Origin of the sequence: Pseudomonas sp. S11P7 (assembly GCF_023195435.1) — a bacterium.
Classification (GTDB): domain Bacteria; phylum Pseudomonadota; class Gammaproteobacteria; order Pseudomonadales; family Pseudomonadaceae; genus Aquipseudomonas; species Aquipseudomonas fluorescens_G.
Genome location: NZ_JALPKS020000002.1, coordinates 4,852,556 through 4,877,035 on the forward strand (window position 1 = coordinate 4,852,556; position 24,480 = coordinate 4,877,035).

Annotated in this window: 21 protein-coding genes; 9 read left to right on the forward strand and 12 right to left on the reverse strand. The window is 61.6% G+C overall.

Annotated features, from left to right (window positions below):
- Positions 1 to 46: 46 nt before the first annotated feature.
- Genes M0746_RS22375 through M0746_RS22385 form a run of 3 tightly spaced genes read right to left on the reverse strand, consistent with a single transcriptional unit; the run spans position 47 to position 1,722 of the window.
- Positions 47 to 658, reverse strand: a complete 612-nt coding sequence (locus tag M0746_RS22375) for a DUF4136 domain-containing protein (RefSeq protein WP_258450624.1) — start codon at positions 656 to 658, stop codon at positions 47 to 49.
- A 12-nt stretch (positions 659 to 670) separates the two neighbouring features.
- On the reverse strand, positions 671 to 1,420 hold the full coding sequence (locus tag M0746_RS22380) for a methyltransferase (protein ID WP_208938874.1): 750 nt from the start codon (positions 1,418 to 1,420) through the stop codon (positions 671 to 673).
- Positions 1,420 to 1,722, reverse strand: a complete 303-nt coding sequence (locus M0746_RS22385; RefSeq protein WP_258450625.1) for a MazG-like family protein — start codon at positions 1,720 to 1,722, stop codon at positions 1,420 to 1,422. The genes M0746_RS22380 and M0746_RS22385 overlap by 1 nt, the downstream gene beginning before the upstream one ends.
- Positions 1,723 to 1,964: 242 nt before the next feature.
- Between M0746_RS22385 and M0746_RS22390 the strand changes: the two genes are divergently transcribed.
- Together M0746_RS22390 and M0746_RS22395 are read left to right on the forward strand one after the other, a co-directional pair.
- Positions 1,965 to 2,258 (forward strand): hypothetical protein, encoded by a 294-nt coding sequence (locus M0746_RS22390; RefSeq protein WP_090281091.1) that lies wholly within the window; start codon positions 1,965 to 1,967, stop codon positions 2,256 to 2,258.
- A 156-nt stretch (positions 2,259 to 2,414) separates the two neighbouring features.
- Positions 2,415 to 3,764, forward strand: a complete 1,350-nt coding sequence (locus M0746_RS22395) for an MATE family efflux transporter (RefSeq protein ID WP_258450626.1) — start codon at positions 2,415 to 2,417, stop codon at positions 3,762 to 3,764.
- Here M0746_RS22395 and M0746_RS22400 read toward each other — a convergent pair.
- From M0746_RS22400 to M0746_RS22430, 7 genes are all read right to left on the reverse strand, one after another.
- A complete protein-coding gene (locus tag M0746_RS22400; protein ID WP_258450627.1) occupies positions 3,758 to 4,633 on the reverse strand; it encodes an alpha/beta hydrolase in 876 nt (291 codons plus the stop codon). The two genes, M0746_RS22395 and M0746_RS22400, sit on opposite strands and share 7 nt — an antisense overlap.
- 17 nt (positions 4,634 to 4,650) lie before the next feature.
- On the reverse strand, positions 4,651 to 5,439 hold the full coding sequence (locus M0746_RS22405) for a DUF4123 domain-containing protein (RefSeq protein WP_258450628.1): 789 nt from the start codon (positions 5,437 to 5,439) through the stop codon (positions 4,651 to 4,653).
- Positions 5,436 to 6,785 (reverse strand): type VI secretion system Vgr family protein, encoded by a 1,350-nt coding sequence (locus tag M0746_RS22410; protein ID WP_258450629.1) that lies wholly within the window; start codon positions 6,783 to 6,785, stop codon positions 5,436 to 5,438. The genes M0746_RS22405 and M0746_RS22410 overlap by 4 nt, the downstream gene beginning before the upstream one ends.
- A gap of 233 nt (positions 6,786 to 7,018) precedes the next feature.
- On the reverse strand, positions 7,019 to 8,932 hold the full coding sequence (gene speA, locus M0746_RS22415; protein ID WP_016771856.1) for an arginine decarboxylase: 1,914 nt from the start codon (positions 8,930 to 8,932) through the stop codon (positions 7,019 to 7,021).
- A gap of 220 nt (positions 8,933 to 9,152) precedes the next feature.
- Positions 9,153 to 9,524: a translation initiation factor Sui1 gene (locus M0746_RS22420; protein ID WP_007914613.1), complete on the reverse strand. Its 372-nt coding sequence runs from the start codon at positions 9,522 to 9,524 to the stop codon at positions 9,153 to 9,155.
- Positions 9,525 to 9,711: 187 nt separating this feature from the next.
- Positions 9,712 to 10,269 (reverse strand): NUDIX hydrolase, encoded by a 558-nt coding sequence (locus tag M0746_RS22425; protein ID WP_258450630.1) that lies wholly within the window; start codon positions 10,267 to 10,269, stop codon positions 9,712 to 9,714.
- Positions 10,270 to 10,272: 3 nt separating this feature from the next.
- Positions 10,273 to 11,340 carry a DUF2333 family protein gene (locus M0746_RS22430; protein WP_203420587.1) on the reverse strand — a complete coding sequence of 356 codons (1,068 nt, stop codon included), beginning with the start codon at positions 11,338 to 11,340 and terminating at the stop codon, positions 10,273 to 10,275.
- A 390-nt stretch (positions 11,341 to 11,730) separates the two neighbouring features.
- Between M0746_RS22430 and gcbA the strand changes: the two genes are divergently transcribed.
- The 5 genes from gcbA (at position 11,731) to accC (ending at position 17,973) form a co-directional block, all read left to right on the forward strand.
- Positions 11,731 to 13,401, forward strand: a complete 1,671-nt coding sequence (gcbA, locus tag M0746_RS22435) for a diguanylate cyclase GcbA (protein ID WP_258450631.1) — start codon at positions 11,731 to 11,733, stop codon at positions 13,399 to 13,401.
- Positions 13,402 to 14,355: 954 nt separating this feature from the next.
- Positions 14,356 to 15,399 (forward strand): methyl-accepting chemotaxis protein, encoded by a 1,044-nt coding sequence (locus tag M0746_RS29595; protein ID WP_446731307.1) that lies wholly within the window; start codon positions 14,356 to 14,358, stop codon positions 15,397 to 15,399.
- Between the two features lie 241 nt (positions 15,400 to 15,640).
- The gene (gene aroQ / locus M0746_RS22445) at positions 15,641 to 16,093 is read left to right on the forward strand and encodes a type II 3-dehydroquinate dehydratase (protein ID WP_208938885.1); all 453 of its coding nucleotides are present in this window, start codon (positions 15,641 to 15,643) and stop codon (positions 16,091 to 16,093) included.
- A 48-nt stretch (positions 16,094 to 16,141) separates the two neighbouring features.
- A complete protein-coding gene (gene accB / locus M0746_RS22450) occupies positions 16,142 to 16,600 on the forward strand; it encodes an acetyl-CoA carboxylase biotin carboxyl carrier protein (RefSeq protein ID WP_093105137.1) in 459 nt (152 codons plus the stop codon).
- 17 nt (positions 16,601 to 16,617) lie between these two features.
- The gene (gene accC, locus M0746_RS22455; protein WP_203420579.1) at positions 16,618 to 17,973 is read left to right on the forward strand and encodes an acetyl-CoA carboxylase biotin carboxylase subunit; all 1,356 of its coding nucleotides are present in this window, start codon (positions 16,618 to 16,620) and stop codon (positions 17,971 to 17,973) included.
- A 62-nt stretch (positions 17,974 to 18,035) separates the two neighbouring features.
- On the opposite strand, the gene M0746_RS22460 is transcribed toward accC, so the two are convergent.
- The gene (locus tag M0746_RS22460) at positions 18,036 to 18,407 is read right to left on the reverse strand and encodes a hypothetical protein (protein WP_258450633.1); all 372 of its coding nucleotides are present in this window, start codon (positions 18,405 to 18,407) and stop codon (positions 18,036 to 18,038) included.
- Positions 18,404 to 21,991: a type III effector 1 gene (locus tag M0746_RS22465; RefSeq protein ID WP_258450634.1), complete on the reverse strand. Its 3,588-nt coding sequence runs from the start codon at positions 21,989 to 21,991 to the stop codon at positions 18,404 to 18,406. Before M0746_RS22465 ends, M0746_RS22460 begins: the two co-directional genes overlap by 4 nt.
- A 192-nt stretch (positions 21,992 to 22,183) precedes the next feature.
- On the opposite strand from M0746_RS22465, the gene prmA reads away from it, so the two are divergent.
- Both prmA and M0746_RS22475 read left to right on the forward strand, forming a co-directional pair.
- Positions 22,184 to 23,062, forward strand: a complete 879-nt coding sequence (prmA, locus tag M0746_RS22470) for a 50S ribosomal protein L11 methyltransferase (protein WP_208938887.1) — start codon at positions 22,184 to 22,186, stop codon at positions 23,060 to 23,062.
- Between the two features lie 30 nt (positions 23,063 to 23,092).
- Positions 23,093 to 24,328, forward strand: a complete 1,236-nt coding sequence (locus M0746_RS22475) for a DUF3426 domain-containing protein (protein WP_258450635.1) — start codon at positions 23,093 to 23,095, stop codon at positions 24,326 to 24,328.
- Positions 24,329 to 24,480 lie beyond the last annotated feature (152 nt).

The following is a 24,480-nucleotide window of genomic DNA, read 5'->3' on the forward strand; positions in this document are numbered from 1 at the left end:
CTCCGGTTGAAGACATGAACCTGCGGGCGTTGCGAATGCGGTGAAGTCAACCCGGAGGATACGCCGCCAAGGCCTTTTCCACAGCCTCGCGGATCGCATCGCTGCGCTCGAGCTGATTGCCGGTGGCGGCGGTTTCGGCGCTGGCACTCCACACCGGCTGACCGTTGCCGGCGTCGAACAGATCGACCTGGACCACCACGACCTGCTCTTGATAGGTGCGCACGATCGGCACGCTGTTGTACATGCCGTAGCCACGCCCGTAGCGATCGTAGCCGCCGTATCCACCGTAATAACCGTAGTCGTCGCGGACCTGACGCAAGCGGGTTTCCAGGCGCAGGTTGGCGCTGACCAGCACATCTGCCGGACGGTTGTCGCGGAGCGGGCGCAGACCACGTTGATCAAGGGCATTGCTGACCGCTTCGGCGACTTGCGCCGAGTCCGCCCACACGGTGCCCGGCGGCAGCTGGCCGTTGCGCCAGGCCCAATTGCGGTAGCGCGCGTAATCACGCGGCGCGGCCGGATAGGCGCTGCGATCAAAGGTGGTGGCGGCTTGTGGCGGTGCCGGCGGCAACGGCCGCGATTGTGCCACGTAAGGGTTGCTGCCCTGACAGGCGGCCAACCCCAGGCACATGAGCAATAAACGGGATTGAGCTTTCATGACGCGCTCCGATCAGATCGGCCGGCAGATCCAGTGCAGGTATCGCCCAAGCCCGGCGAAGCTGGGGTGACGGCGGTGGGCGAGCTCCATCTCGAGCAAATCCGCAAGGTCGGCGCGGGCCTGGAATTCCACCGGCATGTAATCGTGAAAAACCCGTACGCCACTTTGGCTTTCGACCTGCCACAGACCGTCGAGTTGCGTTGCCAACTCGCGCGGATCGAGCGGCTGCTGCGGGGTCAGGCTCTGCTTTTCGCCAGCCATGACGTTTTTGCGCATTTTCTTGAAATGGCCTTTGAGCAGGTTGCGGTAGATCAGCGCGTCGCGGTTGTAGAACGCCAGCGACAACCAGCCGCCGGGGCGGGTCAGTTGATGCAGCACCGGCAAGATCGCGTGGGGCTCGGCCAGCCATTCGAGCACGGCATGGCAGATCACCAGATCGAAAGGTTCGCTGAGCTGGTCGGGCAGTGCTTGCCACGGCGCCTGAATGAACGTGGCGCGCTGCCCGGCATCAGCGAAACGCTGGCGGGCGCCTTCGAGCATCGGCTCAGCCGGCTCGGTAAACGTGACGTCGTGCCCACGTTCGGCCAGCCACAGCGACATATGGCCGAGCCCGCCACCGATGTCGAGCACGCGCAATGGACGCTCCGGCAACGCTTCGGCGAGGTCGGCCTGCAACACCGCAAGGCGAATCGCGCCTTTGGCGCCGCCATAGATTTTTTCAGCGAAACGCGTCGCCAACTGATCGAAATGCCGGTCGCCCATCAACTGAACCGCCGTTCGCTGTCGGCGAGCTTGGCGCGCACCACTTCATTCATGTCCAACCCCAGCTCGCTGCACAGCAACAACAGGTACAGGACGATATCGCCGATTTCCTGCCCCGCATGGGCAAGCTGCTCGGCGGGCAACTGGCGCGACTGGTCTTCCGTCAGCCACTGGAAGATTTCCACCAGTTCGGACATCTCGACGCTGGCAGCCATCGTCAGGTTCTTCGGGCTGTGAAATTGCCGCCAGTCATTGCGGTCGCGAATGGCGTGCAGGCGTTCGGTCAGTTCAACAAGGTTCATCGGGCTCTCCTGAAGGCGTATAGCTTCGGGGGGATAACGCCTGAAGGCAAGCGCGGCGCTGTTGATCTTTGTAGGAGTGAGCCTGCTCGCGATGGCGTCGTGTCATTGAAATTGATTTGCCTGACACGACGCCATCGCGAGCAGGCTCACTCCTACAGGATTGTGGTAAACCTTCTATGATGCAGGGAACTCGGCCACCACCCTTGTGGCCCAAGGCTCAGCTCTTTCATCAGGACGCACACATGCAGGTAGAAAGCTTTTTCGAATGGCTCGGGCAGGTGCTCGGTTCGGTAATCCGCTTTATCGTCGATGGGCTCAGCGGCCTGTTCAACCTGCTGAGCAATGCCGGTGGCAACTTCGTCGACGGACTCTCGCGCACGCTGGGCATGGACACTTCGATAATCAGCATCATTGCCCTGATCGTCGGTTTGATGCTGTTGTGGTCGGCGATTCGCGCGTTCATGAACGCGTCGATCATTGCCGGGATCATCTGGCTCTTGCTGGGGTTGTGGTTACTCAGCTGGATTATTCACTGAGAACACAAAACCTGGAGTGAGCCCGCTCGCGATAGCGGTGGGTCAGTCACCGATGATTCGCCTGAAAAGACACCTTCGCGAGCAGGCTCGCTCCTACACTGATCGCGTTTCAAGTCTCATGAATCGCTACAATGCCGGCTCCCCGAAGGAGCCTGCATGTCCACTCTGATTGCCGACTGGCGCGACCGCCTGACCCACCGCAAGGTCTGGGCGCTCGCCGCGCCGATGATTTTGTCCAATATTTCCGTGCCGCTGGTGGCGCTGGTCGACAGCACCGTCATCGGCCATTTGCCGCACGCCCATCAACTGGGCGCGGTGGCGGTGGGCGCCAGCCTTTACACGTTTCTGGCCTGGGCCATGGGCTTTCTGCGCATGGGCACCACCGGGTTTGCCGCGCAGGCTGCAGGGCGCAGCGATGGCGCGGCGTTGCGGCAGATCCTGTTGCAGGGCTTGTTGCTGGCGATGGGCCTGGCGCTGCTGCTTGGCGCATTGGGCGTGCCGCTGAGCGGGGTCGCGCTGCACTTCATGCAAGCCTCGGCGGAGCTGGATCAGCTCACGCGCGAATTCTTCCACACACGGCTGTTCGGGCTACCGGCTGCGCTGGCCAGTTATGCGCTGGTCGGCTGGTTCCTCGGTACGCAGAACGCGCGGGCGCCACTGGCGATTCTGCTGAGCACCAACCTGATCAACATCGTCCTCAACCTGTGGTTCGTCATGGGCCTGGATTGGGGTGTGGTCGGTTCGGCGCGGGCCTCGGTAATCGCCGAATGGAGCGGCGCCCTGCTCGGCCTGTTGCTGACGCGCAAGGCGCTGCGCGCGTATCCGGGGCACATCATGTGGGCGGCGTTGAAGCGATGGCAGAGCTGGCGCCCGCTGCTGGCGGTCAACCGCGACATTTTCATTCGCAGCCTGGCGCTGCAATCGGTGTTTTTCATGATCACCGTGCAAGGTGCGCGACTGGGCGATGCGACCGTGGCAGCCAATGCGCTGCTGCTCAACGGCCTGCTGCTGACCGCGCATGCGCTCGACGGCCTCGCCCATGCGGTGGAAGCCTTGTGCGGCCACGCCATTGGCGCCCGCGACCGGCTCGCCCTGCGGCGTTCGCTGGTGGTTGCCGGGGGCTGGTCGTTGATCGCCAGCCTTGGTTTTGCCGTGCTGTTTCTGCTTGGCGGGCACCTGTTCATCGAAATGCAGACCGACATCCAGAGCGTGCGCGAGACCGCGTACATCTACCTGCCGTACCTCGCCGTGCTGCCGCTGATTGCGGTGTGGAGCTATCTGCTCGACGGCTTGTTCATTGGTGCGACCCGTGCGCGGGAGATGCGCAATGGCATGCTGATCACCGTGGTGCTGCTAGTGCCGTTCGCCTGGGCGTTGCAAAGTCTGGGCAATCACGGGTTGTGGATATCTTTCCTGCTGTTCATGGTGCTGCGCAGCCTTACCCTCGGCGTGCAAGGCTGGTGGCTCAAGCGCCACGATGGCTGGTTCAACGGCGGCGTTCACTGAGTCGGCGTATGCCGGATGAAGCCGATCACCTGATCGAGCACCGGTGCCAGGCGCCGCAACGGCCGTGACAGGCTCGCGACCAACGTGATGTGGCTGGGGCGCGCGTAATACAGATCCTGCACCGGAACGCCGGCGGCGCGCAGCTTGTCGGCGAGACCGGCGGTGTTGCGCGTCGGGTTGACGAGGTCATCTTCACTGGCCGCAATCAGCAGCGAAGGCGGCGCACCGTGGCTGACATGGTTGATCGGCTGCGACCGGGGCGGTGAGTCCGGCCAGAAGAACACCGGGCGCACGGCCGGGTTCTTGATCGGCAGAAAATCATACGGCCCGGCCAGTCCGATCCAGCCGCGCAGGTCCTTGGGCGACAGACCGACCGCCGCCAGCCATTCGCCGTCCAGCGCGAGCATCGCCGCGTTGTAGGCGCCAGAGCTATGGCCCATCAGATAGAGGTTTTGCGGATTGCCGGAAAATTCACCGATATGCGTCCGGGTCCATGCCACGGCACGTGCGCCGTCCTGCAGAAACGACGGATAACGCACCTGCGGATACAAGCGGTAATCGGCCACCACCGCAACGATGCCTCTGGACGCCAGCGCTTCGCCGACAAAACCGTAGTCATGCCGCGAGCCGCTGTTCCAGCTGCCACCATAGAAAAACACCACCACCGGTGCATCCGGCAATGACGTGTGCGGCACATACACATCGAGCTTCTGCCGCGGATCGTCGCCATAAGCGATGTCCGCGGTTTTGCGGTAAGTGCTGTCCGGCGTCAGTGCATTGAGCACTTGCACCGGCGAACACGCGCCCAGCGCCAGCAGCCACAGACTGCCGAGCAGTGCCCAAAAGCCTTGCCGAAATGAACCTGCCATCCGCGCCGAACCTCGTCTCAGGGCTGATCGCCGCGCCACTGGCGCCGCACATGGTCGAGCCGTTGTTGCTGGGTCAGCCCCACCGGCGGTGGCACCAGCACCGCACGCGGATGCAACAAGCGTAGCCACAACCAGCCATCGAGCACGCTGCGGTCGCTGAAGCCCAGGGCCAGGCCTTGCTGAACATGGGAGGCCATGGTGGCATATTCGGTTCCCAGCGATTGGCACCAGCGCCAGATGTGCTGCTCGAGCAGGCAGGTCTGCAAGCGCTCGCGCTGGCGCCGGGTCAGGCTTTGTTCGATGTTCAGCGGCTCGACCGCCAGCCCCGGATTGCGCAACTGCTGCCAGCCCTGGCTGCCGATCGCCCGGTCGGCCCAGGTGCCACCGAACCAGCGCATCTGCCGGATCGGCCCAAGCCAGCGGCTCAGTTCAGCAGCGTCGCAGGCATCGAAAAAATAGCTCGCGGTCTGCCGGTTGTAATAGCTGAGCAAGGCGCGATGGCTCAAGCCGAACGACACCGTCAACATGCGCTGCAAATGGCTGAGCAGTTGCTGCACCGGCGCCTCGCTGACGAGCAACAGCCCGCGCCAGGTGTTCGGGTCGCGGTGACACAATGCAGTCAGGGCCGGGCATTCGCTCAAATCGATCAACAGCGGCCCGTGGGCACTGACCGGTTCGAACTCGGTGCCATCGAACAGGCTGAAACGGCGCACTTCGCTGAACGCCTGGCGCAACACCGGCAAGGCCTGCGGTGCATCCAGGCGATCGAGCAACAGCCACTGCCCTTCGGGCTCGGCGCCCGTCATGTTGCGCCACTCTGTTCAAGCGCCGTGACCAGCCGACAGCTGCAAACCGCCTGCGCACAGTGACTGAAACTGCCGCCGCCGGGGATCAGGCACAGCAACAGCAATGGCTCAGCGGACATCAGCAGTTGCTGCAGCCCATGACTTTCCAGGCTGTCGGGCAACGGTGGCGGATCCGCGTCATGCTCGACAGCGCTGGACGATGGCTGCAGCACACCGCTGATCATCGGTTGATCCGGATCGCCCTCGAAGAAACTCACCACCACTTCGACGCCATCGTCCAGCGTCGCCATGGACGACTGCGCCAGCGAGGGTGCCAGTGGCAGCCAACAGTGACTCGGCGCAGCGCCTTCGCCTTGATAGAGCCAGTCGAACTGCACCGCCACCGGTCGCTGATGATCAGGCTGTGGCTCATCGACCGTCACCACCCAGGCGCGTTGCAGGCTGTGCATGCGCAGGCGCGAGGTCGCGCTGGCGGCCGAGGTCGGCAACTGGACCGCGCCGAACACGCGATTGGTATAGGGCACGTCGAGGGACGGATCGGCGCAATGTTCGATGCGCGTCAGCAACCATTGGCGATTGCATTCGGCAAAGGGATGGCCGGCCAGGCGCAGCCAGTGTCCGCAGCGCAACGTTGACAGGTCACTGCAACCTTCGGCGTGCTGCACGGTTTGCAGACCTGACGGTCCTGGCTGCAATGCCTTGCACAATTGCCATTGGCGCAGCGCCGGTGAAACGCAGGTTTCGTCGTCTTCGCATTGATAGCGCGCCGCACCGGCCAGTGGCAGGTGCGCCGGATCATCGGTGAACACCAGGCAGTGCCGGTCGCGCTCGTGTTCGAAGTAATAGTGGATCTGCGCCTGCGCGCACAAACGCTGCAGCAGTTGCAGATCCGACTCGCGGTATTGCGTGCAGAACGTGCGCGCCGGGTAGTCGCCACGCAGATCGAAGCGGCGCTGGTGACCGACGATGCCATGCTCTCTGAGCACTTGTTCGAGGATCTGCGGTACTGAACGACCGCTGAAGATGCGCTGGCTCAGGCGCAGCGCCAGACAGGCGAGTTTCGGCCCCAGCCGGACCCGGCTCAAGCGCAAGCCGGTGCCGTGCTCATGCTGGACAAGGCTTTGCAATTGCCCGTGCACGCCCTCCCCTGACGGCCCGAAACAGAGGAAAGCCGAACGGTGCAGCAGGCCGGCGAGGTCCAGGTGCGGATCGTCGATCAACACATCGATCTCGAATGCAAAGGCTTCGCTGAGGGCTTCGCTACCGGTAAAGGCCAGGACTTCGAAAGGGTCGGACAGGCCCGCTACATCGAGACGAAACGACGACTCGTTGACTGGATCGAACATGGGCGGATCTCTACAGGAGGGGCGGCCGAGGATTCTCGCCGAGAGCCATGGCCGAGTAGAGAGCTGAAGTACAACTTAGGAAATGACCTACGCGAAAAGCAGACCGGATGACTTTGCTGGCTTGGACCGGCAAGCATTTCGCGCAGATTTAGAGAGACATCCCACCGGATCATCCGAATTTTCCGCGGCTAGCGGGAAAGTTTCAGACAACCCGGCGTGATCGCCATCTGGCTTCAGGAAGACAGGTAGGAGGAGCGGGTCAGGCCCAGACGCAAGGCATCGAGAAATTGCGTGCGTTCGCTGGCGCTGATGCGTGCACTGGCGCACTTGTCGCGGTAGTGCGTCATCAGCTCTTCCGGCGACAAGTGCACGTAACGCAGCATGTCTTCGATGGTGTCGTGGGTCTCGATGCCGGCGTGGTAAACGCTGCCATCGGCGTTCTGGTAGATGTTCACCGAGTCGGTGTCACCGAACAGGTTGTGCATGTCGCCGAGAATTTCCTGGTAGGCGCCGACCAGGAACACGCCCAACAGGTAGTCTTCGCCTTCATTCAAGGCGTGCACCGGCAGACTGGTTTCAATGCTCTGCTCGTCGACGTACTGATTGATCTTGCCGTCGGAGTCGCAGGTCAGGTCCTGCAATACCGCGCGGCGCAGCGGCTCTTCGTCGAGACGGTGCAGCGGAATGATCGGCAGCACCTGATCGATCGCCCAGGTGTCCGGCAGGCTCTGGAATACCGAGAAGTTGCAAATGTACTTGTCGGCCAGTTTGTCGTTGAGCTCGTCGAGCACCTGACGGTGCGAACGCTGACGCGCTTTGAGCGAGTTGTGCAGGCGCCGGCACACGGCAAAGTAGCACTGCTCGGCGAGGGCTTTTTCCGCCAGGGTCAGCTTGCCGTCGGCGTACTGCGCGGCCACGTCACTCATGTAATGAGTGGCGCGCCAGTAGGTTTCGGTGACCATTTCGATGTCGGTCGGGCCGAGCAGGTCAACCAGCCACTGCACGGTTTCCGGCAGGCTTTCCTTGTTCTCGATCAGCGGGATTTCGTCGTTGTGTTTCTCGACGTCGGTCACCTGCACCACCAGCATGGCGTGGTGCGCGGTCAGCGAGCGGCCGCTCTCGGAGAAGATGTGCGGATGCGGCAGGCTCTGCGCGTCGCAGAATTCCTTGAGCATGCCAACCACAACACCGGCGTAATCATCCATGTCGTAGTTGATCGAACTGGCGTTGCGCGAATGAGTACCGTCGTAGTCGACACCCAGACCACCACCGACGTCGATGTGATCGACCGGCAGACCGAGGTTGCGCAATTCGCCGTAGTAACGGATCGCTTCCTTGAAGCCGTGCTGGTAGTCAGCGAGGTTGGCGATCTGCGAACCCATGTGGAAATGCAGCAGGCGAATGCCCTGATCCAGCCCGGCGCCACGGAAACGCTCGACCACCGACAGCAACTGAGCCGCCGAAAGACCGAACTTGGATTTCTCGCCACCGGTGTCCGCCCACTTCGAGGAGGCCAGTGACGACAGACGCACGCGCAAGCCAACCTGTGGCTTGACCTTGAGCGAGGCGGCCTCTTCGATCACCAGGCCGACTTCGGATTCTTTTTCGATGACGATGAATACGTTGTGGCCGAGCTTCTGGCCCATCAGCGCCAAGCGGATGAACTCACGGTCCTTGTAACCGTTGCAGACGATGGTGCCGCCCTTTGGCGCCAGCGCCAGCACGGCGAGCAGCTCAGGCTTGGAGCCGGCTTCCAGACCGATGGACACGTTCTGGGTGGCGATGATGTTCTCGATCACCGCTTCCTGCTGGTTGACCTTGATCGGGTACAGCGCGGTGTATTTGCTCTGGTATTCCAGGCGCTCGATGTTCGAATCGAAAGCGCCGGTCAACTGACGGACACGGTCTTGCAGGATATCGGGGAAACGCACCAGCAGCGGCAAGGACAAACCGCTCTTGCGCAGTTGGTCGACTTGCTCGAACAGGTCGATCGGCGAGCTGCTCGGGCCGTTCGGACGTACTTCGACGCGACCGGCTTCATTGATCGCGAAATACCCGGCCCCCCAATGGCGAATCCCGTAAACGCTGCGGCTGTCCGCAACTGTCCATTGGCTGCCATCGTCTTTACGTGTGCGTCGTACGGACATCGAAGTCCCCTATAAAGAAGTCAGAGTGCGTCGCCTGACGTTCAGGCCGGCGCAGTCTAAAGAATGAAAATGACGGTTCGTCAGTGCGGCGGTAGACCGCACTGACTGCGTGGAGTTTAGAAACCGGTCATGAACAGGCTCTGTGAAAACCATGGCGACGACGCCGGATCTGCAACGCTGCAAAGCCGGGTCAAGCCGCCGGAGGGTTTCACAGAGGCTGCTAGCCGCCGGACTTCTTCGCTTTGAAACCGTGCTTGATCAGTTCCGCCAGGAGTAGCTCGACGTGATCGCCCTGGATTTCGATGATGCCGTCCTTCAGCGCCCCGCCGGTGCCACAACGTTTCTTCAACGTTGTCGCCAGTTCCTTGAGCGCGTCTTCGGCCAGCGGCACGCCGGTGATGGTGGTCACCGTCTTGCCGCCACGCCCCTTGCTTTCGCGACGCACGCGAGCAATGCCGTCACCGGCCGGGATCACGGTTTGTTTGCAGATACAGGCGTCCACCGGCTTACTGCATTCCGGACAGTGACGACCTGCGTCGGTAGAAAATACCAGGCCGCCCAGGGCGGCGAAGGATGCGGCTTTTTTGGCCACCGGCAATCCTCTCGGGAGGACAAAGACTGATCGCGACCTTGGGCAAGGTCAGCGACCGCGAAGCCCCACTCAGGCAGGGGCAGCGCTACTGCAGCGAACGTTTATGCAAAACGACGCGGTGCAGCTTGAAAAGGTCGCGCAGTGTAACGGCAAAAATCGCGATTGCTAAGTGCCAATCGGCGCCAATTCATGTGTTCTTTGCGACGTCGCTTTGCTGCGCCTTGAGATAGCGCTTCAGCGCTGCCAAAGAGTCCGGGCAATAAGGCTTCTGCTCGATTTCCTGCATGACCTGCTCGACGGGGATAAAGCGTGCTTCGAGGACTTCTTCCGGCTGCAATTTCAGCGGACCGTCCCATACAGCAGAAAACGCCGAGCACCAGAGCCGGTTGCCGGTGTCTTCGAAGTAGAAATGGTCGTGAGCGGTGAGTTCGACGCCACTCACACCCAGTTCCTCCTCCAGCTCACGGGCCGCCGACTCGGCATAGGTTTCGTCCGCCTGGACCATCCCGCCCGCAGCGACGTCCCAATAACCGGGATAAATCGCCTTGCTCAACGTGCGCTGGTGCACGCACAGCTCACCGGCGGAATTGAACAGCATGATGTAGGTGCCTCGGCCGATCAGCCCACGCTCGCGCAGGTCGGAGCGCACCAGGGCGCCGAGCAGGTTGTCGTGCTCGTCGACCCAGGCGATCTGTTCAGCATCGGAGGCGGCGCGATGGGCTGCCTCCCTGGCGTTGTGGCTCATTGATCAGCCCTGATTGAGCAGTTGACGCAAATCGATCACCGCGGCGTTGGCCCGGGAAATATAGTTGGCCATCACCAGCGAGTGGTTGGCCAGCACGCCGAAGCCGCTGCCATTGAGAATCATAGGACTCCATACCGGTTCCTGCGAGGCTTCCAGCTCGCGGATGATCTGACGCACGCTGACCGTTGCGTTCTTCTTCGCCAGCACATCGGCAAAATCAACTTCGATTGCGCGCAGCAAGTGCGACAGCGCCCAGGCCTGACCGCGTGCTTCGTAAAACACGTTATCGATCTGCATCCACGGGGTCTCGACGACTTCCTCGTCGACCTGCGGCACTTCGCCGACGGCGGGCACTTCGGTTTTCAGCGCGGTATTGAGTTTGACCCGGCCAACACTGGCGGACAGCCGTTGCGACAGCGAACCGAGACGGGTGCCGACATCGCCGAGCCAGTTGTTGAGGTTGTCGGCACGCGCGTAGAACAATGCGTTTTTCTGGTTCGGGTCGGAGAGACGCGACTGGTAGCGGCTCAGGGAATTGATGCCTTCCTGGTATTCCGACTCGCTGGACGGCAGCACCCAGCTTTTATTGTCGAAGTTGAAGCGCGGCTCGGCCTTGGCCAGATCGGCGTCTTCGGCCGACTGCGATTGCGAACGGGCGAAATCCTTGCGCAGGGCCCGGGTCAGGTCACGTACCTGTACCAGCACGCCGTATTCCCAGCTTGGCGTGTTGTCCATCCACAGGCCCGGCGGGAAGCGGTCGTTGGAAATGTAGCCGCCCGGCTTGTCGAGCAAGGTGCCGGCGACGGTTTTCAGAGTCTCCACGGTCGTATAGCCGACGACCATTTGCTTGCCTTCTTTCTCGGCCGCGACCTGGGCGTTTTGCGCCACCGGAAACAGCGCCGGCTCCTGGCTCCAGTACCAGCCCAGGCCAATGGTCACCAGCAGATAAAGGCCGACCAGTGTGGCCAGTGCGCGGCTGAACAACAGCCCGCCGACGTAGCTGCGGGTGGCCGACTTGGGCTCGGCGGCACGTTCAGGCGCACTGCCCGCGCGGTTTTTCCAGTCCAGCATGGCGATATCCTTTCAATCACTTGGGTTCAACGGTTCGACCACAACCATACAACAACGTGCCTTGGCGGGGCACTGGCCGGTTGCGATAAGCCGCAAATGATGCGGGCAAGTGACGCTTGCCCTCGCCCTAGGGGAATCCCTGAGTCCTAGCTCGCACTTGTAAGACCCGCAAGGCGAGCACCACCGCCGCAAAGCGCTCTGGGCCAACATCCGCGACGCGCGCGCACAGCGCAGCATGCGCCCGGCAGGCCGGGCACGAAACCAGCCAGTCAGAAACTGAATGGTGTCGCACATCAGATTATTGACGTACGACACTCGTCTAAGGGAAAAGAGGTGCTAGCATAGAGCCACCAGTCGATCTCAGCATGCAGCCTAACTAGTAGTCAGGATATGACCGAGCCAGAAGACCCCAGCCGTGAGCGTCTCAAGCACCACTTTGCCCAGCAGGTAATTCATCAGGCGCGGCAGATTCTTGAGATTTGGCAGCGCCTGCAGCGCAGCGAATGGTCAACCGTCGACCTCGCTGAACTGAGCGAGGCCAACCTGCGCCTGCTGCGTTTCGCCGAGCGCTTCGAACAGCCTGAGCACACGCAACTGGCGCGGCATATCAGCCAGTCGCTGGAAGCGGTGGACGCCAATCGCGGCCGCCTCAGCAGCGGGCTGATCACCGACCTCAATCGCTTGATGCAGCGTTTGTCGCGCACCGGTCTGCGCCACGGCGATCAGCTTGAGCAGACCTTTCTGCCGCCGCTGCGCAAACCGATTTACGTGCTGCTGCAGGATCACGACCGCGCTGAACGGCTGGCCAAACAACTGGAATTCTTCGGCCTGAGCGCGCAGGCGCTGGACAGCGTGTCGGCGTTTCGCTCATCGATGGTCGAGCGCCTGCCGGCGGCGATTGTGATGGATGTGGATTTCAGCGGCCCCGGTGTCGGCCTCAAGCTTGCGGCTGAAGCCCAGGTCGGTCTCGACGAGCCGTTGCCGCTGCTGTTTTTCAGCCTGCATGAAACCGACACCCCGACCCGTCTCGCCGCCGTGCGTGCCGGCGGCCAGGAATTTCTCACCGGCACCCTCGAAGCGTCGAGCCTGCTGGAAAAAATCGAAGTGCTCACCTGCGTCGCGCAGTACGAGCCCTATAAAGTGCTGATCATCGACGATTCGCGCGCCCAGGCCTTGCACACCGAGCGCCTGCTCAACAGCGCCGGGATCGTCACCCGCACGTTGATCGAGCCGATCCAGGCGATGGCCGAACTGGCGGATTTCCAGCCCGATCTGATCATCCTCGACATGTACATGCCGGCCTGCACCGGCACCGAACTGGCCAAGGTGATTCGCCACAATGACCGTTACGTCAGCGTGCCGATCATTTATCTGTCGGCCGAGGACGATCTGGACAAGCAACTCGACGCCATGAGCGAGGGCGGCGATGACTTCCTGACCAAGCCGATCAAGCCGCGCCACCTGATTACCACGGTGCGCAACCGTGCCGCCCGTGCGCGCAATCTGAAAGCACGAATGGTGCGCGACAGCCTCACCGGCCTGTACAACCACACGCACATCCTGCAGTTGCTTGAGGACTGCTCGTTCCGCGCCCGCCGCGAGAACAAGCCGCTGAGTTTTGCCATGCTGGACATCGACCACTTCAAACGGGTCAACGACAGCCATGGCCACCCGATGGGCGACCGGGTGATCAAGAGCCTGGCGCTGTTTCTCAAGCAGCGCTTGCGCAAGACCGATTTCATCGGCCGTTACGGCGGTGAAGAGTTCGCCATCGTCATGCCAGACACCGACATTGAAGCGGCGCACAACGTGCTCGATGAGATCCGCCAGCGCTTCGCCGAAATCCACTATCCGGCGCAGCCGCAGGACTTGTGGTGCACCTTCAGCGCCGGCGTAGTGGAAATGCACGACGACTGCGACAGCCTGATGATGGCCAGTCAGGCGGACGAAGCGCTGTACCGCGCCAAGGGGGCCGGACGCAATCGGGTGCAGACCGCACGGCACTCAAAGCAAAGTGCCACTTTTTCATCGGAATCCACTGATTCGGTCATAACCCTGTAACAGAACCGCAATAAATTCAGGCGCTTACCATTTCTGCCGTTGGTAGCCGTCATGCGCCTGAAGTTGCTCACCAATCTCAATACGCTGCTGCTGGTCGCTGTGTGCCTGGCACTCGGCGCCACGCTGTGGTGGTCGCAAAAAGCCTTGGAGCGCCCCTATCTGCTGATGGAGCGCTATCTGGGCCTGTCCCAGCAATTCCAGAACGAGGTCGCGCGCAACGTCGAGGATTACCTCGCCAGCGGCGACGCCTTGCGTCTGAGCAGTGCCAGCCAGGCCATCGATGACTTGCAAACCCAACTCGCTGAACTACCGCCGACGCTGGCTGAATCACTGCGCCCGAGCCTGTCCGGGCTGGCCGAGTTCAGCAAGACCGACCTGCTCGCCGCCGGTAAACTGGCCGGTGATCCGCAGGCTTTGCTGCTGCAAGCCGAGCGCGAATTGAGCGCCAGCCTCGAACAACTGAGCACGTACGCCAACGGTAACGCGAGCTATCTGACGCCGCTGCTGGTGGCGTCGCAGCATCTGGGCAAGCTTTCGCTGGCACGGGACAAACTGGTCAGCAGCGGACGCAGCGAACTGGCCGCGGATGTCGAGCGCGAAGTCGGCAACATCCGCGCCCAAGCGCAAGCCATCGACGCCCTGCCCTTGCTCGGCGTGGTCAGTCAGAGCGCCTCCGACAGCGACGACTTCGCCGCCATGATGGGTATCGAGAACAGCGAAAAAACCGTCGCCGAAGACGCTGGCGTCGGCCTCAAACGCGAACTCAACAGCTTGCTCGGTCGTTATCCGGCGGAGCTTGAGCGCACCCGCGAACAGATTCAGAAACGCACGGATTTAAGTGTCGCGACCCATCAGAAAATCGCTGCGGTACAACAAGCCATCGCGGCTCTGGAACCGGCCGTACGCGCCCAGCACGGCCAGATCCAGGGCGAAGTGCGCTTGATGCAAGGGGTGATGATCGGTCTGATTCTGCTCATCGCACTGCTGATCGATACCTTGCAGCGCCGTCTGGCGCGCACCTTGACCAATCTCGCCCCGGCGCTGTCGACCTGGGCTGAGGGCGATTTCAGCAGTGACATCCGCTTGGGCAAGACCAACCGCGAACTGCACGACATCGAAGCCTCACTCAACCGCTTGCGTGCCTATCTGGTGGATCTCGTCGGGACCATTCGCGGCAATGCCGAGCAAGTCGCCGGCAGCAGCCGCACCTTGGCCGAATTGAGCAATGACCTGCACAGCGGCGCTGAGCATCAGGCCGGCGACACCGCACTGATCCGTGATTCGCTGGGCGAACTGGAAGCGACCATTCAACAGGTCGCCGGCGATGCCCAGCAGGCAGCAGACGCCAGCCGCCACGCGGGCCTAGCCGTTGAGCATGGTCAGACGGTGATCGGCCAGAGCCTGACCGGTCTGCATGCGTTGGTCGGTGAGGTACAGGGCAACGCGCAGATGATCGAGCACCTGGCCGAAGAGTCAGCCACCATCGGCGGCGTGCTGACGGTGATTCGCTCGATTGCCGACCAGACCAACCTGCTCGCCCTGAATGCGGCGATTGAAGCGGCGCGCGCCGGGGAAATGGGTCGCGGCTTTGCCGTGGTGGCCGAAGAAGTGCGCTCGCTGGCGCAACGCACCGCCGGCGCGACCGCCGAGATCCAGACGCTGATCGCCGGCCTGCAAACCGCCGCCCGGCAATCGGTCGAAGGCATGCGTGCGCAGGTCGAACACGCCGAGGCCACGGCCAATCAGGCGCAAGCGGCGGACGGCGCGCTGGACAAGATTGTCGGGGCGATCCAGACCATTTCCGACACGGCGATCCGCATCGCCGACGTGACCGCGCAGCAGAGCGGTGCGGTCAGCGAGATTCGTGATCACAGTGAGCGGATTCATCAGTTGGGTGGGGATAATCTGCTGCGTATTGGTCGCGGACGCGAACAAGGCGAGAACTTGCTGATATTGGGTGGACAACTGCATACAGCCGTTCAGGCCTTTCGCGTCTGACAGACCGCTATCGCGAGCAGGCTCACTCCCACAATAGGAACCCACCCCCTGTGGGAGCGAGCCTGCTCGCGAAGACGTCAGCCCAGGCGCCACAAATGACCGGATCAGAGCACTTGGTCACATACTTCGCGCAAACATCGGCCATCGTGCTGGCTATTGCATGGAACTGGACAGTCACAAAGGCTTTGCGGCATAGTCGCCGGGTTCTGACGATTGCTCATTCATGACAAGGACTCCGCAGATGGCGACCCTACTGGTGCTGCACGGCCCCAACCTGAACCTGCTCGGCACCCGCGAACCCGGCACCTACGGTTCGACGACACTGGCGCAGATCAACCAGGATCTGGAGCGCCGCGCCCGTGACGCCGGTCATCATCTGTTGCATCTGCAAAGCAACGCCGAGTACGAACTGATCGAGCGCATCCACGCCGCCCGCGGCGAAGGTGTCGACTTCATTCTGATCAATCCGGCGGCTTTTACGCACACAAGTGTCGCATTACGTGACGCGCTGCTGGGAGTGAGCATCCCATTCATCGAAGTGCATTTGTCCAACGTGCACAAACGCGAACCTTTCCGCCATCACTCCTACTTCTCCGACGTAGCGGTGGGAGTGATCTGCGGCCTTGGCGCCAGCGGTTACCGACTGGCCCTGGAGGCCGCGCTAGAACAGCTTGAAACACAGGCAACGACTTGAACAACAAGCGTTAAACGCCCCTGACCGACCCTTGGGAGTTGATGATTCATGGATATCCGTAAAGTTAAGAAACTGATCGAATTGCTGGAAGAGTCCGGCATCGACGAGCTCGAGATCAAGGAAGGCGAAGAGTCCGTACGCATCAGCCGTCACAGCAAGACTCCGGCTCAGCAATACTACGCGCCGGCCCCGATGCAGGCTCCGGCCGCTGCACCTGCCGCCGCTCCAGTCGCTGCTGCCGCACCGGTTGCCGCTGCTGCCCCGGCGTTGAACGGCACCGTTGCCCGTTCGCCGATGGTCGGCACCTTCTATCGCAAATCTTCGCCAGCCTCGCCAGCCTTCGTTGAAGTCGGCCAGACCGTGAAGAAAGGCGACACCCTGTGCATCGTCGAAGCCATGAAGATGATGAACCACATCGAAGCTGAAACCAGCGGTGTGATCGAGTCCATCCTCGTCGAAGACGGCCAGCCGGTTGAGTACGACCAACCGCTGTTCACCATCGTTTGAACCGCGGAGAGCCTTTGATGACTGCGAAGTTGGAAAAAGTTCTGATCGCGAACCGCGGTGAGATCGCCCTGCGGATTCTGCGTGCCTGCAAAGAGATGGGCATCAAGACCGTCGCCGTTTACTCCAAGGCCGACAAAGAGCTGATGCACCTGGGTCTGGCAGACGAATCCGTCTGCATTGGCCCGGCGTCTGCCTCTCAGTCTTACCTGCACATCCCGGCCATCATCGCCGCCGCTGAAGTGACTGGCGCTACCGCCATTCACCCCGGCTACGGTTTCCTCGCGGAAAACGCCGATTTTGCCGAGCAGGTCGAGAACTCCGGCTTCGCCTTCATCGGCCCGAAAGCCGAAACCATTCGCCTGATGGGTGACAAGGTCTCGGCCAAGCACGCGATGATCGAAGCAGGCGTTCCTACCGTTCCAGGTTCCGACGGCCCATTGCCGGAAGACGAAGAAACGGCGCTGCGCATCGGCCGCGAAGTCGGCTACCCGGTGATCATCAAGGCCGCTGGCGGCGGCGGTGGTCGCGGCATGCGTGTCGTGCACAAGGAAGAAGACCTGATCGCCTTCGCCAAACTGACCCGCACCGAAGCAGGCGCGGCGTTCGGCAACCCGATGGTCTATCTGGAAAAATTCCTCACCAACCCACGCCACGTCGAAGTGCAAGTGCTGTCCGACGGCCAGGGCCACGCCATCCATCTGGGCGACCGCGACTGCTCGCTGCAGCGTCGTCATCAGAAGGTTCTCGAAGAAGCGCCGGCACCGGGCATCGACGAGAAAGCGCGTCAGGAAGTACTGGCTCGCTGCGTCAAGGCGTGCATCGACATCGGCTACCGTGGCGCCGGTACTTTCGAGTTCCTCTACGAAAACGGTCGTTTCTACTTCATCGAAATGAACACCCGTGTTCAGGTGGAGCACCCGGTTTCGGAGATGGTCACAGGTATCGACATCGTCAAGGAGATGCTCAGCATCGCCGCTGGCAACAAGCTGTCGTTCACTCAGGATGACGTGGTGATCCGCGGTCACTCGCTGGAGTGCCGGATCAACGCCGAAGACCCGAAAACCTTCATGCCGAGCCCGGGTACGGTCAAGCATTTCCACGCACCAGGCGGCAACGGCGTTCGCGTCGATTCGCACCTGTACAGCGGTTATGCCGTGCCACCGAACTACGACTCGCTGATCGGCAAGCTGATCACTTACGGCGCGACCCGCGACGAAGCCATGGCGCGCATGCGCAATGCCCTGGACGAAATCGTGGTCGACGGGATCAAGACCAACATCCCGCTGCACCGTGATCTGGTCCGTGACGAAGGCTTCTGCAAAGGCGGTGTGAACATTCACTACCTTGAGCACAAGCTGGCCAAACAGTCGTAAGACTGCATTGGCGTGAAAAACCCGATCCTGCGATCGGGTTTTTTATGCCTGCAACAAACACATCAATTCATCAACACCGTAGAGAAAGCCTGTTCCTCGATCATCGCCGCGGTGGCCTGACGGCCGGCCTGATCGACGACATTGCCCGAGCCATTCTCATACAACGGCTTGCTGCGCACCCGCTGCATAAAGCTCGTCGCGCGCGTCGAGACCGCGTCATTGGCATACCGCGCTCGCTGCAAAACCGGCGTATACAACCGTTCAACCTGACTGGCGGAAGTCTTGAACACGGTCGACACGCCGTTCTGCAAATTCAACGACACGGCATAGTTGTTACCCAGACAAGAAGAATACGACCAGTAATCCCAGGTCGGCCGCAGCCCTTGCTGGCGCAATACGCTTCTGACCGGTCCACCGATATCGGTACCCGTCAACCAGTCGCCCCCACCAGCGTGGCGCGAACATCCTTGGCCGAACCTCCCAAGCGCTTCATCACGTCGCGAACAGTGCGCTCGATCAGCGCGCGAATGTTGTGATCGAAATGGATGACCGCGCCAACCTTCGTCAGCGGGTTGTACATCGAGGCGATGACACAGGTCTGCGCGTTCAGCGAAAACAGATAGTTGTCCTTCGATCCGGCAATGAACTTTGCCACCACCGCCTCCCCCTGCATCGCCCCGCGATTGAGCACCGGCTCGACACGTCCGGGAAACGCGCTGCGCAGATGGTTCACATGACCAAGATTGCGCACCTGATCATTGCCGCCGCGCAGCCCGACCCGGTCATGTGTCCACTTGCCGCTCGCGGTCAACCGGATCGGCCGCTGATAGAAGGCAGTGGGGCGACTGGCATCAATCAGGCTGAGCCCACCGAAATGCGGGTTTTCCCTGACCTGGAAATACCTGCCTTTGTTGCGGATGTAGTAGATCGGCTGAGGCTGCGCAGCACTGGGCGGACTGCGCCAAGTGCCGAAAAAGACGCCTTCTTCAGTGACCCGCTGCAAATGTTCGGGCGCCTTTCCGACCGCCTGCCCGGCGCTAAACCGCACTTCCCGGACCGCCGGCAGCGTTTCCTTGCGAATCGGCGTCAGGGCTTGAAAGCGTTCGGCCAACAAGGAGACCGGCCGCGTCGTGTGCTTAAGATTTCTGGCCGTGCCGGCGAGCAACTTGACCGAACTGCCGGCGCCAACCAGGGCAAACAGCGCGCCCCAGGATGCCTCCAGCCAATGACCGAGCGCGCCATCGACATCACCCTCCAGGTGCGCCGCGACTGCCTGGCCGGCGCTGACCGCGATGAACACGATATCGAGCAGCAAGGCAAACGGCGGAAACACCATGCAAAACGGGGCCGCGCCAAACATCAGGCCCTTGACGACTTGTCGCTCGATCATTTCTCCACGGCTGGTGGTGATGTCCTCCACGTCGGTGACCGTGCGCTCGATGTAAGCGTTGAACTCATCGCGCGCGTCAATCAATCGCTGCGCTTCGTACAGCGTATCGACGCGCTGCTTCCTTGCCGCCATGGCATGCAATGAGCGCGACACAGTATTGCGCGCAACAACCGGGCTGCGCGCCATCAGATAGTCATGCAAGGTTGCGGCAACGTCGCCCTCCAGTGACAGATACGGACGCACCGTCAGACCGTCGGGCGCGTCCGGCGTGTACAGCCACCGGGACGGTTCGGGGTGGCAGCAGATAAAAACGTACACCCCGAGCACGACGTTATGGCGCACCGTAAGCCTGAACACGCCGTCACTCGTGGCAATGTCGGCGCCCGGCCAATGTGCTCCCGGCGCAGGCAGTTGACTCAACAGCGAAACCTGACGAACCAGCGCTGAATACACCGCGTCGCTTAATCGCGCCTGACTTCTGGCAATCCGCAGATCACGATCCATTTTCGACAGCAGCACATTGCGGTAGCCGAACCGACGCGACTCGTAGATTTCATCGCGAGCGTCCAGATATTGGCCACGGATCTCTTTCGCGTACTGTTCACCGAGCCAGGCTCCACGCATGTACCGCGCCAGATCGGCACTGCGCACCTGACTCAAATCCTGACCGACTGAGGAGCGCACGCCTCTTTTCGGATGTTCAATGCCAGCGTTGTCGTCGTAGCCGTAGATCGCCAGGTCGAGCAGACTCGCTGATGATTGCTTCCTGCGGTCGGCAACGCCGGGGCTGTAATCGATCAACACGGTCGCCGGGTCGACCGGCTCGAGCACATTCTTGCTGCGCATGTACGGCGCAATCGCGGCGGCAACGGTGCGCCTGGCGAAGTCGACAAACACTTCGAAACCGCCCAGCAATTCATTGAAAGCCTGCTGATGCACGACCAATTCCTGATTCAGGCTGCTGATGCGCCGGCGAGCTTCAAGGCCAAGCGTCGTGTACCAGCGCAGCGCGTTGTCTTCCTCGACGCGCTGCAGATTTTTTGCCAGGCCCATTTTTACCGCTGTTTCGATGCATTCGGCGAACGGCAACGGGTCACGACGGATGTCGCTGGTCATTCCCCAGAGTGCCGGGCTGGCAGATACGGCTAACAGGTAATCCCGCGCCGCACGATCTGCAGTCGGCGAGAGTTGCTGCAACAAGTACTCGCGTCCGGATTCGTTCTGCGTCCAGCTCCAGACTTCCCCGGTCAATGCGGCCAGCGAACGCAGCCGCACCCACTCCTGGCCGTCCGGCTTGTTCGGCGCATACAACAAGAGGTCCTCTACCGTTTGCGCTGTTTCTTCGCGATAACACACCAGCAGGTCAGCGCATTGCATGCCGTTGGGCAGTGTCAGCGCGGCGAATTGCAAAGTTGCTTTCGTGACGCCCGCCGCCCACGCCTGCTCGAGACGGGCATGGTCAGCCACCGTCATATGCCCCGCGCAACGTGCAATAAAAGCGCTTTGCTTGAGTCGCGCGGCAAACCAGTCGAATGCGGCTTGCTGTACGTCGTCGCGCTCATACTGGCTGGCCAGTTCTTGCAGGTAATCCGCCGGGTAGTCCTGCTCTGCCAGCATCCGGGCAACGAATGTCGGCTCCAGTGGCTGACTACGTTTCGCAGGGCCGCTGGTAACTTCCAGCACCGTAGCGAAATCCTCCCCGATCGGCCCGGCCGCGAGCAATTCGCTCAGGCTGCGGCTTTGCGTCGGCTCGCCAACGGCCGAGCGCCATTTCAAGCGCGCTTCGATCCGGTCCGGCTCCACTTCGATGTCGAGTTTGAGCAGGATGTCATCGATCGCTTGTTGACGGGCGTAGGCGCGCAGCGATCCATAGCCTTCCAGCAGGTGATCAAGCGCGGCCTGCGCCATTGACGTCTGTTGCTGATGCTGGCGCAACCTGGCACGGTCCGGTTCGTTCAGCACTCGCAGCCAATGCGGCAATTGTGCGAATGAATGTGCTTGAAGCATTTTCTTTTCCGCACCGCTTGCCAGCGAGGTCAACCGGTACCGGCGAGTGCTTCGGCGGTGAATCCTGTCGATTTGCCTGCGCAAGCGATCCAGTGTCAGCGCCGCGAGCCGGTCTGCCTGGAACAGCGCGTCGATGTCGTCGATAAAACGCTGCAGCTTGCGCAACACCAAGCGATCGAACCCCGCCTCAAGTTCCTTGGTTTGCCAGTGTTCGCGCAGGTAGTTCTTGTACTGAACAAGGAAATGCGCGGCTACGCTATCCACTGTCTGGATGACCGCCTGACGATGGCTGGCGGCCAACCCGCGGTCGGCGCCGCCTGGCCAGCGGTACGGCGAATCGCGGATCGCCAGGTACATCAGCGGTTTGCCATCGATGATTTTTTGCAGAATCGCGTCGAGCAGGGCTTGCACAAACCCCGGATCGATATTGCCATCAGGGTAATGACTGCGCAGTTCGGTCAATGCGAAATCTTCCATGGCCTCCAGCAAGCTCATCTGGCTGCTCAGACGCTTGTCGAGCAGCACCTGCCAGCGCGTGATCCGCAGCAGAATCTCCTGCACCGTCCCGGTGGACGCAGCGGCGCTTGCCGTTTCTTCTACAATCCCTTGTTGACTCGCCATATCCCAGCCCGTCGTTGCGTAGAAATGAGCCTCTACTGTATTTGCCGACAAACGCGTCAAGGCGATACACGGGTATATCGCGCCGGCCAATGTGTAACAGCAAAGCGGCTTGTCCACTTTGCCGGCGACCTGGCGTAAACTGCGCGCTTTTGCAGCTTCGGGCTGCTCCACAGATTTTCGAAGGTAACCGCCATGCCCTGGCTGCAAGTCCGTCTCGCCATCACCCCGGAACAAGCCGAAACCTACGAGGACGCATTCCTCGAAGTCGGCGCCGTGTCGGTGACTTTCATGGACGCCGAAGACCAGCCGATCTTCGAGCCGGAACTCAACACCACCCCGCTGTGGTCGCACACCCATCTGCTGGCGCTGTTCGAGGGTGGCACCGAACCGGAGCCGGTTCTGGCTCATCTGGAGTTGCTGACCGGCAGCCCGTTGCCCGAGCACCACAGTGAAGTGATCGAAGATCAGGACTGGGAGCGCAGCTGGATGGACGGTTTTCAGCCGATGCGTTTCGGCCAGCGCCTGTGGATCGTGCCGAGCTGGCACGCCGCGCCCGAGCCTGACGCGGTCAACCTGCTGCTGGACCCGGGCCTGGCCTTCGGCACCGGCACGCACCCGACCACCGCGCTGTGCCTGGAATGGCTCGACGGCCAGGATTTGAAAGACTGCAACGTGCTCGACTTCGGCTGCGGCTCGGGGATTCTGGCGATCGCGGCGTTATTGCTGGGCGCGAAACAAGCGGTCGGTACCGACATCGACGTGCAGGCGCTGGAAGCGTCGCGCGACAATGCCGGGCGCAACCATATCGCCGACGAACTGTTCCCGCTGTATCTGCCGCAAGATCTGCCGCAGGTCAAAGCCGATGTGCTGGTCGCCAACATTCTCGCCGGCCCGCTGGTTTCCCTGGCGCCGCAACTGTCCGGGCTGGTCAAGCCTGGTGGGCGTCTGGCGCTCTCGGGCATCCTCGCCGAACAAGGTGACGAAGTCGCCGCCGCTTATGCACAGGACTTCGACCTCGACCCGATTGCCAATCGCGACGGCTGGGTGCGCATCACTGGCCGTCGGCGCTAATATGAGCGCCTGCATAAACCGGATCGTCGCATGACCGACAGCTTCGTCACTCAGTGCCCGCATTGCCAAACCAGCTTCCGTGTCAGCCATGCCCAATTGAGCGTGGCCCGCGGGGTGGTTCGCTGCGGCTCCTGCCTGCAAGTGTTCAATGCCGCCAAACAGCTGCTTGAACAACACGCTGGCAAGGATGCGCTGACGCCCGTTGCGCCGCCGCTGGCTGAAGCGCCATCGCCTTCTATTGATGAAGCACCGGCACCACGCGCGATCAGCCAGAAGCAATGGAACGCCTCGGAGCTGGATCTCGACAGTCTCGACCTGGACCAGGAACTGGCCCGTCTTGAACAGCGCGAAATCCAGCCAGCTACCGAGCTGGGGCGTCCGCGCGAAGACGCCCTGAGTGCGCGCCGCGACAACCCCGAACCGGATGACGCGGCATGGCCCGGCAGCCTGTTCAGCGAACCTGCCGATGAGCGCACACCGAAGCTGGATGTCGAGCCGGACATCGAAATCCTCGAACCCGAGCGCACCGAACCCTCGCTGTCGCTGGAACCGGTGGATCTCGATGACGAGCCGCGCATTCCGCAGCTGCGCCTGCACGACCCGATCGACCCGAATGCACGCCGTGAACGGCTGTCAGCCAGCGACGACAGTGATGATGACGATTTGCCGTCGATCGCGCCGCTGCGCAAAAAGCGCGATCGCGCAGAACCCGGCGTACGTGCCGAAGTCCTGCAAGACCTGACCGACGACCCGCTGCAACTCGACTGGCAGAAACGCCGTTCGCCCTGGGGCCGACGTCTGCTCTGGCTGCTGCTGGTGCTGATCGCGGCAGGCGGTCTGGCAGCACAATACATTGCCTATCACTTCGAAGAACTGGCACGACAGGATCAATACCGCCCGTGGTTTCAGCAGATCTGCCCGCAGATCGGCTGCACGGTGCCGTCCAAGGTCGATATCGCCAGAATCAAGAGCAGCAATCTGGTGGTGCGCAGCCATCCAGAGTTCAATGGTGCGCTGGTGGTCGATGCGATCATCTACAACCGGGCGACGTTTTCCCAGCCGTTTCCGCTGCTGGAGCTGCGCTTTGCCGACCTCAACGGCCATCTGATCGCCAGTCGTCGCTTCAAACCCGGCGAATACCTCAAGGGCGATCTTGAAGGTCTGCCGGAGATGCCGCCGCAGACGCCGATCCACATCGCACTGGACATCCTCGATCCAGGCCCTAAAGCGGTGAATTACAGCCTGAGTTTCCACTCGCCCGAGTGAGGCCCGCGGGGCTTGTGCATTGACGGCGGTTTTCTGACTTCGCCGCGCTCGACCAAACCAGCGGCGATAACAAAATTACTGTTCAGATTTTGTTCAATTCAGCCTTTAACCAGTCATCGAGAGCGGGTATCATGCCAACCCTTTTTCGAACT